17 protein-coding genes are annotated in these 18,015 nt (G+C 71.8%); 12 read left to right on the forward strand and 5 right to left on the reverse strand.

The genetic code is table 11. From position 1 onward, the window contains the following. Positions 1 to 216 precede the first annotated feature (216 nt). Positions 217 to 741 (reverse strand): PadR family transcriptional regulator, encoded by a 525-nt coding sequence (locus tag ABT078_RS16790; protein WP_351228482.1) that lies wholly within the window; start codon positions 739 to 741, stop codon positions 217 to 219. A gap of 34 nt (positions 742 to 775) precedes the next feature. Here ABT078_RS16790 and ABT078_RS16795 point away from each other — a divergent pair, with 34 nt between their 5' ends. Beyond that, entirely contained in the window at positions 776 to 2,158 is a 1,383-nt protein-coding gene (locus tag ABT078_RS16795; RefSeq protein ID WP_351228287.1) for an MATE family efflux transporter, read from the forward strand. Here ABT078_RS16795 and ABT078_RS16800 read toward each other — a convergent pair. Next, on the reverse strand, positions 2,122 to 3,363 hold the full coding sequence (locus ABT078_RS16800; protein ID WP_351228289.1) for a glycosyltransferase 87 family protein: 1,242 nt from the start codon (positions 3,361 to 3,363) through the stop codon (positions 2,122 to 2,124). The genes ABT078_RS16795 and ABT078_RS16800 overlap by 37 nt on opposite strands. Positions 3,364 to 3,464: 101 nt before the next feature. Here ABT078_RS16800 and ABT078_RS16805 point away from each other — a divergent pair, with 101 nt between their 5' ends. Together ABT078_RS16805 and ABT078_RS16810 are read left to right on the forward strand one after the other, a co-directional pair. Beyond that, positions 3,465 to 4,607 carry a glycosyltransferase family 4 protein gene (locus ABT078_RS16805; RefSeq protein WP_351228291.1) on the forward strand — a complete coding sequence of 381 codons (1,143 nt, stop codon included), beginning with the start codon at positions 3,465 to 3,467 and terminating at the stop codon, positions 4,605 to 4,607. A gap of 282 nt (positions 4,608 to 4,889) precedes the next feature. Beyond that, positions 4,890 to 6,518 (forward strand): GMC oxidoreductase, encoded by a 1,629-nt coding sequence (locus ABT078_RS16810; RefSeq protein WP_351228293.1) that lies wholly within the window; start codon positions 4,890 to 4,892, stop codon positions 6,516 to 6,518. 61 nt (positions 6,519 to 6,579) lie between these two features. Here ABT078_RS16810 and ABT078_RS16815 read toward each other — a convergent pair whose 3' ends face one another. After that, positions 6,580 to 8,376 carry an AMP-dependent synthetase/ligase gene (locus tag ABT078_RS16815; RefSeq protein WP_351228295.1) on the reverse strand — a complete coding sequence of 599 codons (1,797 nt, stop codon included), beginning with the start codon at positions 8,374 to 8,376 and terminating at the stop codon, positions 6,580 to 6,582. 237 nt (positions 8,377 to 8,613) lie between these two features. Between ABT078_RS16815 and ABT078_RS16820 the strand changes: the two genes are divergently transcribed. The 6 genes from ABT078_RS16820 (at position 8,614) to ABT078_RS16845 (ending at position 13,641) form a co-directional block, all read left to right on the forward strand. Continuing rightward, positions 8,614 to 9,375 (forward strand): metallophosphoesterase family protein, encoded by a 762-nt coding sequence (locus ABT078_RS16820; RefSeq protein WP_351228297.1) that lies wholly within the window; start codon positions 8,614 to 8,616, stop codon positions 9,373 to 9,375. 63 nt (positions 9,376 to 9,438) lie between these two features. Beyond that, positions 9,439 to 9,894 (forward strand): SRPBCC family protein, encoded by a 456-nt coding sequence (locus ABT078_RS16825; RefSeq protein WP_351228299.1) that lies wholly within the window; start codon positions 9,439 to 9,441, stop codon positions 9,892 to 9,894. Positions 9,895 to 9,905: 11 nt separating this feature from the next. Next, positions 9,906 to 11,117: an ArsA family ATPase gene (locus ABT078_RS16830; RefSeq protein WP_351228301.1), complete on the forward strand. Its 1,212-nt coding sequence runs from the start codon at positions 9,906 to 9,908 to the stop codon at positions 11,115 to 11,117. Between the two features lie 61 nt (positions 11,118 to 11,178). Next, positions 11,179 to 11,631, forward strand: coding sequence for a DUF5304 domain-containing protein (locus ABT078_RS16835; protein ID WP_351228303.1), 453 nt, complete (start codon positions 11,179 to 11,181; stop codon positions 11,629 to 11,631). Between the two features lie 61 nt (positions 11,632 to 11,692). Further along, positions 11,693 to 12,634 (forward strand): ROK family glucokinase, encoded by a 942-nt coding sequence (locus ABT078_RS16840; protein WP_351228305.1) that lies wholly within the window; start codon positions 11,693 to 11,695, stop codon positions 12,632 to 12,634. Positions 12,635 to 12,876: 242 nt separating this feature from the next. Continuing rightward, positions 12,877 to 13,641, forward strand: coding sequence for an endonuclease/exonuclease/phosphatase family protein (locus ABT078_RS16845; protein ID WP_351228307.1), 765 nt, complete (start codon positions 12,877 to 12,879; stop codon positions 13,639 to 13,641). 74 nt (positions 13,642 to 13,715) lie between these two features. On the opposite strand, the gene ABT078_RS16850 is transcribed toward ABT078_RS16845, so the two are convergent. Beyond that, positions 13,716 to 14,327, reverse strand: a complete 612-nt coding sequence (locus ABT078_RS16850) for a hypothetical protein (protein WP_351228309.1) — start codon at positions 14,325 to 14,327, stop codon at positions 13,716 to 13,718. Continuing rightward, positions 14,320 to 15,099, reverse strand: a complete 780-nt coding sequence (locus tag ABT078_RS16855) for an alpha/beta hydrolase (protein WP_351228311.1) — start codon at positions 15,097 to 15,099, stop codon at positions 14,320 to 14,322. The genes ABT078_RS16850 and ABT078_RS16855 overlap by 8 nt, the downstream gene beginning before the upstream one ends. A 220-nt stretch (positions 15,100 to 15,319) precedes the next feature. Here ABT078_RS16855 and ABT078_RS16860 point away from each other — a divergent pair, with 220 nt between their 5' ends. The 3 genes from ABT078_RS16860 to ABT078_RS16870 are packed head-to-tail and all read left to right on the forward strand — an operon-like array spanning position 15,320 to position 17,978. Then, a complete protein-coding gene (locus ABT078_RS16860) occupies positions 15,320 to 16,063 on the forward strand; it encodes a lysophospholipid acyltransferase family protein (protein WP_351228484.1) in 744 nt (247 codons plus the stop codon). A gap of 34 nt (positions 16,064 to 16,097) precedes the next feature. Beyond that, complete coding sequence (gene macS / locus ABT078_RS16865; RefSeq protein WP_351228313.1) at positions 16,098 to 17,306, forward strand: MacS family sensor histidine kinase; 1,209 nt, start codon at positions 16,098 to 16,100, stop codon at positions 17,304 to 17,306. Next, positions 17,307 to 17,978, forward strand: a complete 672-nt coding sequence (locus tag ABT078_RS16870; protein ID WP_351228315.1) for a response regulator — start codon at positions 17,307 to 17,309, stop codon at positions 17,976 to 17,978. It abuts the gene before it with no gap. The last annotated feature ends 37 nt before the right edge of the window (positions 17,979 to 18,015 follow it).

Raw genomic sequence — 18,015 nt, forward strand, 5'->3', positions numbered from 1 at the left:
GTGTCCGTCCTTGAGCGTGGGACGGGCGGGAAGCGGGTCGGTACTGCTGGGTGGGCTGCTTGGGAGCCTCGCCGGCGAGTGGGGCCCGGGGGGCTGGGACGGAGCGCCCGCGGAGGCTGGGCAGAGCCCCGACCCTCACCCCCGCCGGGTTCCCGCCCCCAGGGCGTAGGGCCGCCGGGGTCCGGGGCTGGAGCCCCCGCCCCGCGGCCCCCGCGGTCACGCCTCCAGCTCCGCGATCGTCTCCGCCAGCCACCGCTTCTCCTCCGCCCCCGTCGCACGCGCGATCCGCAGCATCCCCTGCCGGAAGACGTCCCCCGCGTTCTCCGCCCGCACCGGCTCGCCGGCGCGGTAGAAGAAGCTCGCGGGGGTGTCCAGGAAGGCCTGGCGCCGGCGCAGGACCGCCGCCTGCTCCCGGCGGTCGGGGAGCAGACCGAGGAACGCGAGCAGGGTGAAGAAGCGCTGGCCGTCCGTGATGTCGGCCTCCTTGGGGTTGCGGAGGCGTTCCAGGAGGTCGGCGCGGCCCGCCGAGGTGAGGGACAGGATCCGGCGGGGGGCGGCACCGGTGCCCGGTTCGGTGTGCTCCGTCAGCTTGCCCGCCTTCAGAAGACGGGCGATCGCCGGGTAGAGCGCGCCGTCGCTGACGGGGCGCACGTGGCCGCTCAGGGCGCGGATCCGTTCCTTCAACTCGTAACCGTGCAGCGTCTGTTCGGCGAGAAAGCCGAGGATCGTCAGCTCCAGCACGGCGGCTCCCAGTGGTTGTCGAGGACGTGGACTCATGCTACCTCTATTCGCTGTACCTCGATTCGAGGTACAGCGAATAGAGGGGACTGCCGTGAGGCATCGGAAACGGATCGTCGCGCTCGCGTACCCGGTCTACTTCGAGCTGCTCGCCGGCGTCGCCGCCGGGATCATCAACATGGTCTGGGTCGCCCACCTCGGAGGCGCGGCCGTCGCCGCCGTCGCCGTGGCGACCAACGTGGAGAACGTGCTCCTCGGCGTGATCCTCATGGCGGGCTCGGGCACCACCGTGCTCGTCGCCCGTGCCCGCGGCGCCGAGGACCCCGGAGCCGTACGGGCCGCCGTGCGCGGCGGATGGGCGCTCTGCGCGCTGCTGGTGCCGCCCGTGGCGATCGGGGGGTACGTCCTGCGCGAGCCCCTCGCCCGGCTGGTCATCGGCGGCGGCACCCCTGCCGCCCTCGCCGCCGGCTACTTCGCGATCTCACTTCCGGGCATGGCCGTCCACTTCGGGACGAACCTCCTCGACGGCGTCCTCAAGGGCGCGGGCGACACCCGCACCCCCATGCGCCTGGCCTTCCTCGCCAACGGGCTGATCCTGGTCCTCGACCCGGTGCTCATCGATCGGTACGGCATCCGCGGCGCCGCCCTCGCCACCGTCATCGGCCGCTCCGCCGCCCTCGCCGCAGGGCTCGTCGCCCTGCGCCGCAACCCGGTCCTGCGCGCTGCCGGGAAGGCGCCCGCCTCCCGGCCGCTGCTTGCCGCGCTGCGCCTGACCGCCCGCACCGGACTGCCCATGTCCGCCGACTTCGTCGTCCGCATGGCGGGCGCGCTCGCCATGGTCGCCGTCGTCGCACGGCTCGGCGTCACCGCCGTCGCGGCGTACGGCATCGCCACCAAGGCCATGTACGTGGCGACCATGGCGTTCTACGCCGTACGCCAGGCCGCAGCCATCCACACCGCTCAACTGCTCGGCGCGGGGCAGGACGAGCGGCGGGCCGTCGGCCGTCAGGCGCTCCTCGTCTCCGGGGCCGTGGGGACGGCCGCCGCCGTGCTCCTGCTCGGCACCGCCTCTTGGATCATGCGGGCCTTCGGCGGGGACCCCGAAGTGGCCGACGCCGGAGCGCTGTTCCTCCGCTGCCTCGGCCCGTATCTGGTCCTCCTCGCCTGCTTCATCGCGCTCGGCGGAGTCTTCGAGGGCAGCGGCGGCAGCCCGTTGGTCGCACGCATCACCGCGGCCGGATCCGTCGTCCAGCTCCCCCTCGCGTACGGGCTGTCCGGCCTCGGCCTGCCCGGCATCTGCCTCGCGATGGCCCTGGCGATGGGGGTGCAGTACGCGGCGCTGGCCCGGCTTTTCGGGCGGACCGCCCCCGGCCGCCGGCGCGGTCAGGACCCGAGGAGCGCCCTGTCGGGATCCGGCTGAGGGGACCGGGTGCGCCGGTGGTGCCCGCGTCCCGGCACCGTACTCGTCCACAGTCGCCGGCAGGCCAGCAGCGTCGCCGCGACCAGCAGCCCGTTGCGCAGGACGAGCAGGGTGATGCCGAGCGGATCGCTCGCCACCACGTTCGCGAAATGGATGGGGAACTCGAGGTACGTGACGCCGGTGGCGACCAGCACCAGGCACGCGGGCAGCGTCATCCGGCTCGACCGGAACGCGAGACACACGGCGGCCAGACCGACCAGCCAGATCATGTACTGAGGGCTGATCACCCGGCTCGTGGTGGTGAACAGCAGCACCGCCGCGAACGCCGCGTCCGCAGGCGTGCTCGCCGTGAACTCCCGGGCCCGCAGCCGCCACACCAGGAGCCAGCCCAGCCCGAGCAGCGACAGCGCGAGCGCGATCGAGCTGACCAGCGGGACGTACGGGCCGAGGAACTCGACCGAGCCGTAGTTCAGCAGCACCTGCCCGTCCCACCCCTTGTGCCGGGCCAGATGGAAGACCAGTGCCCCCAGGGACTCGATCTCGGTGCCCCGGTCCCGCTGGAAGGTGAGGAACGCCAGTGCCCCCGGCATGGCCGCGGTGAACAGCACCAGCAGACCGGCCGCCGTCACCACCGCGGCACCCCACGATCGGCGGGTGGCGCGGCCGCGCCACACCCCGGCCAGCAGCAGCACCGGCCACACCTTCAGCATCGCGCCGAACCCGGCCAGCGCGCCGGCCAGCCCCGGGCGGCGGGCGAGCGCGAGCAGGGCGGCCACCGCGACGGCCGTCACCATCAGGTCGTAGCGGGAGTACGCGGTGGGGCCGAGCAGCGGCACACCGGCGACCCAGACCCAGACTCCCTTCAGGGACTTGCCGGGCCGCCTCCCCGCGTACAGGAGCAGCCCGAGCACCACGGCGTCGCAGATGAGGGAGAGAACGAAGAAGGCCTCGACATAGCTCAGGAAGGGGAGCAGGGCGGGGGCGAGGATCGCGAGCGCGGCGGCGGGCGGGTACTGCCAGGTGACGTCGTTCCTCGGGTACGTGCCGGTCCTCAGCACCTCGTACCAGCCCTGGTAGATCCCGCTGACATCGCTGGTCACATCGGGGCCGGCGACGTAGAGGACCTTCAGGACCCAGAGCAGCAGCACGATTCTGGTGAGAATCCACACCGCGACGGGGAGAGCGGAGCGTGCTGCGCCCTTCATGACCACCTCATGCCGATTCGTACCCTTCGGAGCTCTCGTGGTGCCCGTTACGACCGCACACCGACGAAGAGGCATGGCCGCCATTGGTACTGTCGGCGGCGATGGACAAGACCCTGATCGTGACCAACGACTTCCCGCCGCGGCCCGGCGGCATCCAGGCGTTCCTCCACAACATAGCGCTGCGCCTGGACCCCGAGCAGCTCGTCGTCTACGCCTCCACCTGGAAGCGCAGCCGCGAGGGCATCGAGGCGACGGCCGATTTCGACGCCGAGCAGCCCTTCACGGTCGTCAGGGACCGCACGACCATGCTGCTGCCGACGCCGGGCGTCACCCGGCGCGCGGTGGGTCTGCTGCGGGAGCACGGCTGTACGTCGGTGTGGTTCGGCGCCGCGGCGCCGCTCGGGCTGATGGCGCCCGCGCTGCGCAGGGCGGGGGCCCGGCGGCTCGTCGCCACGACGCACGGGCACGAGGCGGGGTGGGCGCAGCTGCCTGCGTCCCGGCAGCTGCTGCGCCGGATCGGCGAGGGCACGGACACGGTCACGTATCTCGGTGAGTACACCCGCTCACGGATCGCCGCGGCGCTGACGCCCGAGGCGGCGGGGCGGATGGTGCAACTGCCGCCCGGCGTCGACGAGAAGACCTTCCATCCGGGCTCGGGCGGCGACGCCGTGCGCGAGCGGCTCGGGCTCGCCGACCGCCCGGTGGTCGTCTGCGTCTCCCGGCTCGTGCCCCGCAAGGGCCAGGACACACTGATCCGGGCCATGCCCGCGATCCTGGCGAAGGTGCCGGACGCGGTGCTGCTGATCGTCGGCGGCGGCCCGTACGAGAGCGACCTGCGAAGGCTCGCGCAGACGACGGGCGTGGCGGCGTCCGTGCGCTTCACGGGCGCCGTCCCCTGGGAGGAGCTGCCCGCGCACTACGGCGCCGGTGACGTCTTCGCCATGCCGTGCCGTACGCGGCGGGGCGGCCTGGACATCGAGGGGCTCGGCATCGTCTACCTGGAGGCCTCGGCGACCGGCCTCCCGGTCGTCGCGGGCGACTCGGGCGGCGCGCCGGACGCCGTCCTCGACGGCGAGACGGGCTGGGTGGTCCGCGGTGGGGTTCCCGACGACTCCGCGGACCGCATCGTGACCCTGCTCCAGGACCCGGAACTTCGCCGGCGCATGGGCGAGCGCGGTCGGGAGTGGGTCGAGGAGAGGTGGCGCTGGGACCTCCTGGCGGACAAGCTCAAGACGCTGCTGTAGGGCGTGCACGGGGGCGGAGGCGCCTGCGGCGGGCTCCGTCACCGTCCCCGCCCCTTCCCGAACCGGGGGCAAGCCGCAGGCCCCCTCCGGGGCTTCGTCCCGGATCCCTACGCCCTGCGGCGTGGAGGGCGCTTCACACGCTGACGGCGCCGACTCGGCCTGTCCGGCGTCCGAGGACGGACGCCCCGCCCGCGCCTGGCGGAAACGGCACTCTTGCCAACGGCCAAAAAATCACACGCGGAGCACATAGGCGGAACCCCAAAATCCGCCCATGCTGCGCGCATGACACCAAATCTGACGCGCCGTCACCTCCTGGGTCTCGGCGCCCTCCAGACCGCCGCCGCCCTGGGCCTCACCCGCATCGGCCCAGCGCACGCCGCCGCACCGGCCCTGTCGGCCGGAACCGACCACACCCCCGCCCTTGTCATCGGCTCCGGCTACGGCGCCGCCGTCACCGCCCTCCGCCTCGGCGAGGCCGGCATCCGCACCCTCGTCCTCGAAATGGGCCGCCTCTGGGGCACCGACACCCCCGGCCCCGACGGCAAGGTCTTCTGCGCCACCGGCGCCCCCGACCGGCGCTCCATGTGGTTCCGCACCCGCACCGAGGCGCCGCTCGCCCAGTTCCTGTGGCTCGACGTCGTCAACAAGGACATCAGCCCGTACCCCGGAGTCCTCGACCGTGTCCGTTTCGCCGACATGTCCGTGTACGTGGGGCGCGGCGTCGGTGGCGGATCCCTCGTCAACGGCGGCATGGCGGTCACCCCGCAGCCCGCGTACTTCGCCGAGATGCTGCCGTCCGTCGACGCGACCGGCATGTACGGCACGTACTTCCCCCGCGCCCGCCGGATGCTGGGCGTCAACACCGTGGACCCGGCCTGGTTCGAGGCCACCGAGTGGTACCGCTTCACCCGGATCTCCCGCAAGCACGCCTCCAACGCCGGCCTGAGGACCACCTTCGTACCCAACGTGTACGACTTCGGGCACATGGAGCGCGAAGCCGCCGGACAGGCCGTCAGGTCCGCCCTCGCCGGGGAGGTCATCTACGGCAACAACCACGGCAAGCGCAGCCTCGACAAGACCTATCTCGCGGCCGCACTCGGCACGGGGAACGTCACCATCGAGACCCTGCACCGGGCCCGCGCGCTCCGCAGACAGCCCGACGGGACGTACCTCGTCACCGCCGACCGGATCGACCTGGCCGGCAACGTCGTCGCCACCCGCGAGATCGGCTGCGACCGGCTCTTCCTCGGCGCGGGCAGCCTCGGCACCACCGAACTGCTGCTGCGCGCCCGGGAGACGGGAGCGCTGCCCGACCTCAGCGACCACGTCGGCACCGGCTGGGGCACCAACGGCAACGTCATGACGGCCCGCGCCAACCATGTGTGGGACACCGTCGGTGCCCATCAGTCGACCATGCCCGTCATGGGCATCGACGACTGGTCCAACGCCGCCAACCCCGTATTCGCCGAGATCGCGCCCCTGCCGATGGGCTTCGAGCACTGGATCAGCCTCTACCTGGCGATCACGAGAAACCCCGAGCGCGGCACCTTCTCGTACGACGCCGCCACCGACTCCGCGAGGCTCGACTGGACGCGGGCACAGAGCCAGGTCTCCGTCGCCGCGGCGAAGAAGCTCTTCGACCGCATCAACCTGAAGAACGCCACGATCTACCGGTACGACCTCTTCGGCGGCAACAGGACCTTCGCCGACGACTTCACGTACCACCCGCTCGGCGGTTGCGTCCTGGGCCGGGCCACCGACGACTACGGGCGCGTACGGGGCGCCCCGGGCGTGTACGTCACCGATGGAGCCCTCGTCCCGGGCTCCATCGGTGTCAATCCGTTCGTCACCATCACCGCGCTCGCCGAGCGCAACATCGAGCGAGTCCTGACCGAGGACTTCGTCCCGTGAGCCACGTCCCGTGAGCCACGTCCGGTGAACCACGTCCGGTGACCTGCATCCGGCACGTGCACTACGCCCGGTAGATCGCCTCGATCTCGTCGGCGAAGTCCTTCGCCACCACATTCCGCTTCAGCTTCAGCGACGGCGTGATGTGGCCGGCCTCTTCCGTGAACTGGGAGGTGAGGATGCGGAATTTCCGCACCGATTCCGCCTTGGAAACCGCGGTATTGCCCTCGTCCACCGCCCGCTGGACCTCCGCCAGCAGGTCCGCGTCCTCGCGCAGCGACGCCGCCGTCGAACCGGCCGGCTTGCCGTGGTCGGCGGCCCAGCGGGCCAGGAACTCGTCGTCGATCGTGACGAGCGCGCCCACGAACGGCCGCCCGTCACCCACGACCATGCACTCGGCGATCAGCGCATGCGCCCGGATCCGGTCCTCGATGACCGCGGGGGCGACGTTCTTGCCGCCCGCCGTCACCAGGATCTCCTTCTTCCGGCCCGTGATCGCGAGGTAGCCGTCCTCGTCGAGCGTGCCGATGTCACCGGTGTGGAACCAGCCGTCGGCCAGCGCCTCGGCCGTCGCGGCCTCGTTGTTCCAGTAGCCCGTGAAGATGTGCTCGCCGTGCAGCAGCACCTCGCCGTCGTCGGCGATCCGCACCACCGAGCCCGGCAGCGGCTGCCCGACCGTACCGATCTTCTGCCGGTCCCACGGGTTGAACGCGGTGGCCGCGCACGACTCCGTGAGGCCGTAACCCTCCAGCACCGTGAAACCGATGCCGCGGAAGAAGTGACCGAGCCGCTCGCCCAGCGGGGCACCGCCGGAGACCGCGAACTCACCGCGTCCGCCCAGCACGGCACGCAGCTTGCTGTAGACGAGGCGGTCGAAGACCTTGTGCTTGAGCTTCAGCCCGAGCGGCGCACCCTCCGGGGTGCCGATGGCGCGGCTGTACGCGATCGCCGTGTTCGCGGCCTTGTCGAAGATCTTGCCCTTGCCGTCCGCCTGGGCCTTCGCCCGCGCCGAGTTGTAGACCTTCTCGAAGACGCGCGGCACACCGAGGATCAGGGTGGGCCGGAAGGAGGCCAGCTCGTCGGTGAGGTTCTTGATGTCCGGGACGCAGCCGAGCCTGATCGGCGCCATCACGGACGCGATCTCGACCATCCTGCCGAAGACATGCGCGGCCGGGAGGAAGAGCAGCACCGAGCTCTCGCCCGTGCGGAACAGCGGCTTCAGACGCTCGACCAGGTTGCCGCACTCCGCGAAGAACGCACGGTGCGTGAGCACACAGCCCTTGGGGCGGCCGGTCGTGCCCGACGTGTAGACGATCGTCGCCGGATCGTCGGCCTTGGCGACCGCGCTGCGCTCGTCGACCGTCTCGTCGGAGACCTCGGTTCCGGCCGCGGTCAGCTGCTCGAGCGCGCCCTTCTCGATCTGCCAGACCTGCCGGAGGGCCGGCAGGCCGTCCCGTACGGACCCGACGGCGGCGGCGTGCGCGTCACCCTCGACGATCACCGCGACCGCGCCGGAGTCGCCGAGGATCCACTGCACCTGCTCGGCGGAGCTGGTCTCGTAGACCGGCACGGTGACCGCGCCGGCGCTCCAGATCGCGAAGTCCAGCAGCACCCACTCGTAGCGGGTGCGGGACATCAGGCCGACCCGGTCACCCGGTCGCACACCGGCCGCGATCAGGCCCTTGGCGGCGGCCCGCACTTCGGACAGGAACTGGGTGGCGGTCACGTCCGTCCAGACGCCCGCGACCTTTCTGCCCATCACGGCCGCATCCGGATGCTGCGTGGCATTGCGGCGGATGAGATCCGTCAGATTGCCGTCCGTGGGGACCTCGTAAAGGGCCGGAAGGCTGAACTCGCGCAAGACTGCTGCTCCTCATCGGGCGCCGGCGCCACGGCTCTGTGTGAACGCACCGGGGACTGCCCGGACGTTACCCATCAGTACTCGGTTCCGGATAGGGGGTCCCGGCCAGATGTTCTCTGCGTCACACCTGTGTGGCGCTGCACCGCGCACCCTATTCCACTCGCCGGACGACGCGGAAGTAACCGCAGGTCCGGACCCCTCTACCGACTGCCCGCCGACGACTCTAGGGTGATCGATATGCGAGTTCATGTGGTCAGCGACGTACACGGGAACACCAGGGACCTGGCCAGGGCCGGCGACGGCGCAGACGCCCTGATCTGCCTCGGTGACCTGGTGCTCTTCCTCGACTACGCCGACCACTCGCGCGGCATCTTCCCCGATCTCTTCGGTGTCGAGAACGCCGACCGGATCGTGGAGCTGCGCACCGGTCGCCGCTACGACGAGGCCCGCGCCTTCGGGCAGCGGCTGTGGGCGGGACTGGACCGGGACGCCGCGATCGTCTCCGCCGTGCGCAAGCAGTACGCCGAGATGTTCGCCGCGTTCCCGACGCCGACCTACGCCACCTACGGCAATGTCGACATTCCGTCCCTCTGGTCCGAGTACGCGCGGCCCGGCACCACCGTTCTCGACGGTGAGCGCATCGAGCTGGACGGACGGGTCTTCGGCTTCGTCGGCGGCGGCCTGCGCAGCCCGATGCGCACGCCGTACGAGATCTCCGACGAGGAGTACGCCGCCAAGGTCGAGGCGCTCGGCGAGGTCGACGTGCTGTGCTCGCACATCCCGCCCGACGTACCGGAACTGACGTACGACACCGTCCCCCGCCGCTTCGAGCGCGGCAGCCGCGCCCTGCTCGACGCCATCCGGCGCACCCGGCCGCGGTACGCCCTCTTCGGGCACGTCCACCAGCCGCTCGCCCGGCGCATGCGGATCGGCTCGACCGAGTGCGTGAACGTCGGGCACTTCGCGGCGACGGGCAGGCCGTGGGCCCTGGAATGGTGACAGCGCCGGTCGCGATAGATTGCACAGCGCAAGCCTCCGGAGCGCAGAAGAGGAGCCACGGCGATGGCGGAACACACCAGCTCGAGCATCACCATCGACGCGGCGCCCGCCGACGTGATGGGGGTCATCTCCGACTTCGCGCGCTATCCGGAGTGGACCGGCGAGGTGCAGGAGACCGAGGTCCTGGAGAAGGACGACCAGGGGCGTGCGGTGCAGGTCCGGCTGGTGCTCGACGCCGGTGCGATCAAGGACGACCACACCCTGGCCTACACCTGGACGGGTGAGAACCAGGTCTCCTGGACGCTGGTGAAGTCGCAGATGCTGCGCGCCCTGGACGGCTCCTACACGCTGGCGCCGCTCGCCGGCGGTGAGCGCACGGAGGTCACGTACCAGCTCACCGTCGACGTCAAGATCCCCATGCTCGGGATGATCAAGCGCAAGGCGGAGAAGGTCATCATCGATCGCGCCCTCGCGGGCCTGAAGAAGCGCGTCGAGTCCGGCGCCGGTCCGAAGGTCTGACTCCTTCCCCGATGCGCACCCTCCTTGTCACCGGGCCCGGAGGCTCGGGCCGTACGACGGTCGCCGCGGCGACCGCGCTCGCTTCGGCGCGGAGCGGGAAGCGGACCCTGTTGCTCTCGGGCGAGGCCGGCGGCGCCCTCGGAATCGCCGTGGGGACCGAGCCGGACCGGGTGACCGACGACCTGTGGGCCGTGCGGGTCGACTCCGGCGCGCACTTCCGCGGCGAACTCCTCGCCTTCCAGGAGCGCAGCACCGCCGCGCTCGACCTGCTGGGCGCGCACAGGCTGGAGGACGAGGAGCTCACGGAGCTCCCCGGCAGCGAGCAGTTCGCGATGCTCCGGGCCCTGCGCGACGCCGCGGCCGGCGGCTGGGACGTCCTCGTCGTCGACATGCCCCCCGTCCTCGGCACGCTCGGCCTGATCGCCCTCCCCGAACAGCTCCGCCGCTATCTGCGCCGCCTCCTCCCGCCCGAGCGGCAGGCCGCGCGCGCCCTGCGGCCCGTGCTGGCCCAGCTCGCGGGCGTGCCCATGCCCGCACAGTGGCTGTACGAGATGGCGGCGCGCTGGGAACGGGAGCTCTCTGCCGTACAGGAGCTGTTCGAGGACCGGAACACGACGGTCCGGCTCGTCGCCGAGCCGGGACCCGCGGGCGAGGACGCGCTGCGCACCGCCCGGCTCGGCCTCGCGCTGTACGGGACGGCCGTCGACACGCTCGTGGCGAACCGGGTCCTGCCGCCGAAGTCCCCCGACCCCTGGCTCGCGGGACTCCAGGCGCAGCAGGACAAGGTGCTGCGGCGGTGGTACGAGGAGTGGGAGTCGGCGTGCCCGGTCCGCGAGGTGCAGCACCTGGGCCGGGACCCGCGGGGACGCGACGACCTGACCATGCTCGGCGGGCCTTTGGAGCCAGGTACGTCTTCGGAGCCCTCGGAAACCTGGGAACCGGCCTCGGGGCCGGGGCGGCGGGAGCCGTGGGGCAGCATCGAGGGCCCGGCCGGCGACGACGGCATTCTCCTCTGGCGGCTGGCCCTGCCCGGGGCCGTGAAGGAGGAGCTGGACCTGGTCCGCCGCGGCGACGAACTCCTCCTCACCGTGGGCCCGTTCCGGCGGATCGTTCCGCTCCCCTCCGTCCTGCGCCGCTGCACCGTCTCCGGTGCGGGGCTCGTGGACGGGGTGCTGGGGATCCGGTTCACGCCGGACCCGGCCCTCTGGCCCCGGGGACGCTGAACCGGCACGCCCCGTTCGGGTACCGTCGACAGTACGAAGTCACGTTCTCCAGGAGTGCGCCATGAGCGATGCCACCGAGCGTCCCGCCGTCGATGCCGACGCCTGGGCCGAGGCGTGTGCCGAGGACCTGGAGGCCGAGCGGGCCCGCCGCCGCGAGCGGTACGGGCCGCAGCCCGGCTCCGCGGCCGAGGAACTGCGCAGGCTGATGGACGCGGTCGCCGACAAGATGTCCTCGCTGCAGAACCCGCTGTTCGGCATGGCCGCGCAGGGCACCGTGCAGCAGTTGATCAGCCAGGCCAAGGCGGCCGTCGAGCCGGTCATCGAGCGCAACCCGCAGGTCTTCGACCACCTCGCGGCCGCGGGCAACGAGCTGCTGGCCGCTTACCGCTCGGCCGTCGAGGGCCAGGAGCGGCGCTGGACCCGCGGAGAGCCCACGGCCCGCGAGGCGCGCGACGGCCGCGAGGGCCCCGACGGACGCGACGAGGGCCCGAGCGAGAAGATCGACCTGGACTGAGGCCGTGACTCCCTCGGGTACGGTTGGCCTTAGCGGGGCTCGACCGAAAACTGAGGGACACATGGGACTCACCATCGGCGTCGACATCGGCGGCACCAAGATCGCGGCCGGCGTGGTCGACGAAGCGGGCACCATTCTCGAGACGCACACGGTGCCCACTCCGCCGACCGCCGAGGCCATCGTGGATGCGATCTGCGCGGCCGTCACCGGAGCCGGTAAGGGGCACGACATCGAAGCGGTCGGCATCGGCGCCGCCGGCTACGTCGACGAGAAGCGCTCCACCGTCCTCTTCGCGCCCAACATCGACTGGCGGCACGAACCGCTGAAGGACAAGGTCGAACAGCGCGTCGGCCTTCCCGTCGTCGTGGAGAACGACGCGAACGCGGCGGCGTGGGGGGAGTACCGCTTCGGCGCGGGCCAGGGCCACGAGGACGTCATCTGCATCACGCTCGGCACCGGCCTGGGCGGCGGCATCATCATCGGCAACAAGCTCCGGCGCGGACGCTTCGGCGTGGCCGCCGAGTTCGGGCACATCCGCGTCGTCCCCGACGGTCTGCTGTGCGGCTGCGGCAGCCAGGGCTGCTGGGAGCAGTACGCGTCGGGCCGCGCCCTCGTCCGGTACGCCCGCCAGCGCGCGATGGCGACCCCCGAGAACGCAGAGGTCCTCCTCGGTCTCGGCGACGGCACCCCCGACGGCATCGAGGGCAAGCACGTCAGCGCCGCGGCCCGGCAGGGCGACAAGGTCGCCATCGACTCCTTCCGCGAACTGGCCCGCTGGGCGGGCGCGGGCCTGGCCGACCTCGCGTCGCTCTTCGACCCGTCCGCGTTCATCGTGGGCGGCGGGGTCTCGGACGAGGGCGAGCTCGTTCTCGACCCCATCCGTACGTCCTTCCGCCGCTGGCTGATCGGAGGTCAGTGGCGCCCCCACGCCCAGGTCCTCGCCGCCCAGCTCGGCAACAAGGCGGGCCTCGTCGGCGCGGCGGACCTGGCCCGGCAGGGCTGACACCCTGGCGCACCCCGTGCCGGGCTTCGGGGCCTGCTCGGTACCGCCCGGTGGACCGGGGTGTCCCATCCTCCATCGCCGGACGGGCTCACCATGAGCCCGTCCGGCGATCGAGGACGAGGGGGTTCGGGGCGGAGCCTCAACCCGCCCTCGGCACGCGGCACCTCTGCATGCGGTACCACGCGGCACGCCCGGTCCGCGCGGCCGGGGCGCGGAGGGCGCGCCCCGCTATCTTGAACCGCATGGCGACGCCCGCGACGCACCCGCTGCCCAACTCCCGCACCGAACCGGACGGTTCGGCCGTCATCCGCGTGCTCAGCTACAACATCCGCTCCCTGCGCGACGACGAGGACGCGGCCGCCCGCGTGATCCGCGCCTGCAGGCCGGACTTCGTCTTCGTCCAGGAAGCCCCTCGCTTCTTCCGGTGGCGCAAGCATGCGGCGCGGCTCGCCGCCAAGAGCGAGCTGGTCGTGCTGAGCGGCGGCGCGACGGCCGCAGGGCCGCTGCTGCTGTGTTCGCTGCGGGCGACCGTGGAGCACACCGAGGACGTACTGCTGCCGCTCACACCCGGCCTGCACCGCCGTGGCTTCGCGACGGCCGTCGTGCGCATCGGAGGCGCCAGGGTCGGGCTGCTCAGCTGTCATCTGAGCCTGCAGAGCGACGAGCGCTACGCCCAGGCCGGCATGCTGCTCGACCGCGTCGAGGCCATGGACGTGCCGCACGCGATCGTCGCCGGCGACATCAACGAGCGGCCGACGGGCCGGAGCTTCCGGCGGCTCGCGGCCCAGCTGCAGGACTGCTGGACGGCCGGCCCCTGGGGCGGCGAGTACACCTCGACGCCCACCGACCCGCACCAGCGCATCGACGCGATCTTCGCGACCAAGGGCGTCGAGGTCCTCGGCTGCGGGGTGCCGCTGGGCCTTCCGGGCCTGACGGACGCGGACCTGAAGGCGGCCACGGACCACCTTCCGGTCCTGGCCGCGCTCCGGATCCCCGCGTCGGGCTGACCGACCGCCCCGCCCGACGCCCGCGCCGCACCGAACGACTGCACCGAACGACCGCACCGAACGACCGTGCAGCGCTAGACGACCGCGCCGCGCCCCGGATCGTCGTCGTCCTCGTCGTCGCCGTGCGACATCCGGGCCACCAGGGTGGCGAAGCCACCGAGGAAGCCGCCGACGCCGAGCGTGGTGAGCCACCACGTCATGTCCCACTGGAGGAGCACGGCGAGCAGCAGCAGCACCGGGCCGCCGATGACCGCGAGCCAGGCGAACTTCGCGGTCGTGTCGGCCTCCGGCAGCGGCGGCGGCTCGGGCGGCACGAAATGGCCCTCGTCCGTCTCGTCGAGGTCGTCGTCGCTCGCCTCGGCGACCCCGTAGTCCCGCGGGCCGCCCCCGCCCACGCCGACACCGGGGGCGAAGACGATCGAGCTGCCCAGCGGCCGGTCCGGCCCGGGGCGCCCGTCGTCCTCGTCCTCGTCGTTCCCGTCCCCGGCCTGCGGCGACGCGGCGTCGTTCTTCACCGGCTTGTTCAGGCCCGCCAGGTCCTCGACCGACTTGAACGGCCTGGCTCCCGGAGGGTCGGCCGGCTCATCGCCGTACGCCGCGACGATCGCAGCCCAAGCAGCCTCCTCGTCGATCGGCTGTGGGTCCCGGTCCCTGTCGTCCCGGTCCGCGTCGTGCTGCTCAGCCACCGGACGTGCTTCCCTTCTTCGCGACACTCGGAGCGAGGCGGCCGATGAACGCGTAACTCTCCTCGAAAATCCGCTCCGCGTCGTGGTCCAACGTCGCCACGTGGTAACTCTGTTCCAGCAGGATCTCCCGGACGTCCGTCGACGAGACACGGCTGAGGATCCGGGCCGAGTCGGCGGGCGGGACCACATGGTCCTGCGGGCTGTGCAGGAGCAGCAGCGGCTGGGTGACCTGCGGGAGCTCGCCGTCGACGAGCCGGAAGAAGTTCCGCACGGAGTTCGCGGCGTGCAGTGGCACCCGGTCGTAGCCGACCTCGTCGGCGCCTTCCTTCGCGATGTCGTTGACGAGACCCTTCGTCGAGGGGACGAAGTGGCGGGCCACCGGAAGGGCGTACGCCGTGAGGCCGTGCACCTTGTTCGCCGGGTTGACGAGGACGACGCCCTGCACGGCGTCGCCGTGCTTGGCGGCCAGGCGCAGCGTGAGCGCACCGCCCATGGAGAGCCCGAAGACGAACACCTGGCTGCACCGCTCCTGCAGCGTCCGCAGCTCCCTGTCCACCTCCGCGTACCAGTCCTGCCAGCCGGTCAGCTGCATGTCCTGCCAGCGGGTGCCGTGGCCGGGCAGCAGCGGCAGCGACACGCTCAGACCGCGCTCGGCCAGATACTCCGCCCAGGGCCGCAGCGACTGCGGGGAACCGGTGAATCCGTGACAGAGAAGGACGCCGATCTCGCCGCCTTCGTGGCGGTACGGCTCGGCTCCAGGAAGGACCGGCACCGGGGTCTCCTGTTCGTGAGGATCGGAAGTGCGGAAAGGACGTGCTCGGAAGGTGCCTTCACCGTACGCGACCGGACCGACACCGACCAGGGCCGACGGTGCACCGGCTCGGCCCTTGACGGGCACCGGCCACGGCACCGGGGGAGGGAGGGCAGGACCCGCACGGGTTAAGGTCTTTCCGACGGACACAGGGAAGGCACTCGAGTTGATCTACGGCGCAATGAAGTTCTCCATCGGAGGGTCACTGAAGCTCGCCTTCAGGCCCTGGGTGGAGGGCCTCGAGAACATCCCCGCCGAGGGGCCGGCGATCCTCGCGAGCAACCACCTGTCGTTCTCGGACTCCTTCTTCCTGCCCGCGATCCTGGACCGCAAGGTCACCTTCATCGCCAAGGCCGAATACTTCACCTCGCCCGGAGTGAAGGGCAAGCTCACGGCCGCCTTCTTCAAGGGTGTGGGGCAGCTTCCGGTGGACCGCTCGGGCGCCCGCGGCGCCGGCGAGGCCGCCATCAAGAGCGGCATAGAGGTCATCGAGCGCGGTGAACTGTTCGGCATCTATCCGGAGGGCACCCGGTCGCCCGACGGACGGCTCTACCGAGGCAAGCCGGGCGGCCTCGCGCGCGTGGCGCTCGCGACGGGCGCGCCCGTGATCCCGGTGGCGATGATCGACACCGAGAAGATCCAGCCGCCCGGCAAAGTCATCCCCAAGCTGATGCGCCCGGGGATCCGGATCGGCAAGCCGCTCGACTTCAGCCGCTACCGCAGCATGGAGCACGACCGCTTCATCCTGCGCTCGGTGACCGACGAGGTCATGTACGAGATCATGAAGCTGTCCGGGCAGGAGTACGTGGACGTCTACGCGACGGCGGCCAAGCGCCAGATGGCCGACGCGGAGAAGGCGGCCAGGCAGGCCGCCAAGGATGCGGCCGGGGAAGCGGCGAGGAAGACGGAGCACGGCGCCCAGTAGCGCCGCCCGTCGGGGCAGTACGGGGTGGGGGAAGATGGCCAAGCGCGAGCGTGTCGTGCGCATGTCGGTCGAGCTGCCGCTGTGGCGTGCGCTGACCGCCTACCGCGTGCTGACGATGGGCTACGCGGTCCTGCTCTGTGTCTTCGGGTGGGACAGGTTCGAACGCCTCTGGGTGGCCGTCGCGTTCCTCGCGTTCCTGGCCGTCTGGACCCTGGCCACGCTCCCCAAGGTGGCGAACGCGGCCAGCTGCACGAAGCGCTTCCTCGTCGCCGACCTCACCGTCGCCCTCGTCGGCATTCTCCTCACGCCCCTCGCCGATGCCCACGCCCAGCAGATGGACGGCACGACCCTTCCGTCGATATGGACCGCGGGCTCGGTTCTCGCGTACGCGATCAAGGGCGGTTGGCGCTGGGCGGGCTTCGCTTCGTCCCTCGTCGCCGTCGCCAACATCATCGAGCGCGGCGAGCCCAGCCGGGACACTTTCCACAACGTTCTGCTGGTCTGGGTCGCCTCCATCGCCATCGGCTACGTCGTCGAGGTCGCCCGCGGCTCCGAGCGCACCCTGGCCCGAGCCCTGGAGATCGAGGCGGCCACCCGGGAGCGTGAGCGGCTGGCCCGCGACATCCACGACGGTGTGCTGCAGGTGCTGGCGATGGTGCAGCGCCGCGGCACCGCACTCGGCGGCGAGGCCGCGGATCTGGGCAGGATGGCGGGCGAACAGGAGGTCGCCCTGCGCACCCTGGTCGCCGGCGGTCTGGTGCCCGCCTCGCGCGTCTCCGAGGACGAGACGCAGGGCGCGGTCGTACGACTCGTCGACGAGCCGGACGAACCGGCTGCCGCCGCTCCGTGCGATCTGCGCACGCTGCTCGCGCCGCACGCCGGGTCGCGGGTCACCCTGTCCGAGCCGGGTGCCCCGGTGCTGCTTGCGCCGCAGGCGGCGAAGGAGCTCGCGGCGGCTGTCGGAGCGGCCCTGGACAACGTCCGGCGACATGCCGGTGACGAGGCGCGGGCGTGGATCCTGGTCGAGGACTGGCCGGGCGAGGTGATCGTGACGGTGCGGGACGACGGACCCGGTATCCCGGAGGGGCGTCTCGCCCAGGCCGAGGGGGAGGGGCGGCTCGGTGTCGCGCTCTCGATCCGCGGCCGGCTGCGGGACATCGGGGGCACGGCCGAGCTGATCTCGGTCCCGGGCCAGGGCACGGAAGTCGAGTTGAAGGTTCCACGGGGGAAGGCGGGCAGATAGATGAGCGAGCGGCCGATCAAGGTGATGGTGGTCGACGACCATCCGATGTGGCGGGACGCCGTCGCGCGCGACCTGGCCGAGTCCGGTTTCGACGTGGTCGCCACGGCGGGCGACGGCGAGCAGGCGGTGCGCCGCGCCCGGGCCGCCGGGCCGGATGTCCTCGTCCTCGACCTCAACCTGCCCGCCAAGCCCGGCGTTCAGGTGTGCAAGGAGCTGGTCGGGGCCGACCCGGCGCTGCGGGTCCTGGTGCTCTCGGCGAGCGGCGAGCATGCCGACGTGCTGGAGGCGGTGAAGTCGGGAGCGACCGGCTATCTGCTGAAGTCGGCCAGCACCGAGGAGCTCATCGGGGCGGTGCGGCGGACCGCCGTCGGCGACCCGGTGTTCACGCCCGGCCTGGCCGGGCTGGTCCTCGGGGAGTACCGGCGACTGGCCACCGACCCCGCGCCGTCCGCCGGACCCGACGAGCCGAAGGCCCCGCAGCTCACCGAGCGGGAGACGGAGGTGCTGCGGCTCGTCGCCAAGGGGCTCTCGTACAAGCAGATCGCCGAGCGTCTCGTCATCTCGCACCGCACTGTGCAGAACCACGTGCAGAACACGCTGGGCAAACTCCAGCTGCACAACCGCGTGGAGCTCGTGCGGTACGCGATAGAGCGCGGCCTCGACGACGCCTGACCCGGCACCCGCGCCACTCGTTGGAGTGAATTGCCGG

Source organism: Streptomyces sp. NPDC002133, from assembly GCF_040296405.1.
GTDB lineage: Bacteria > Actinomycetota > Actinomycetes > Streptomycetales > Streptomycetaceae > Streptomyces.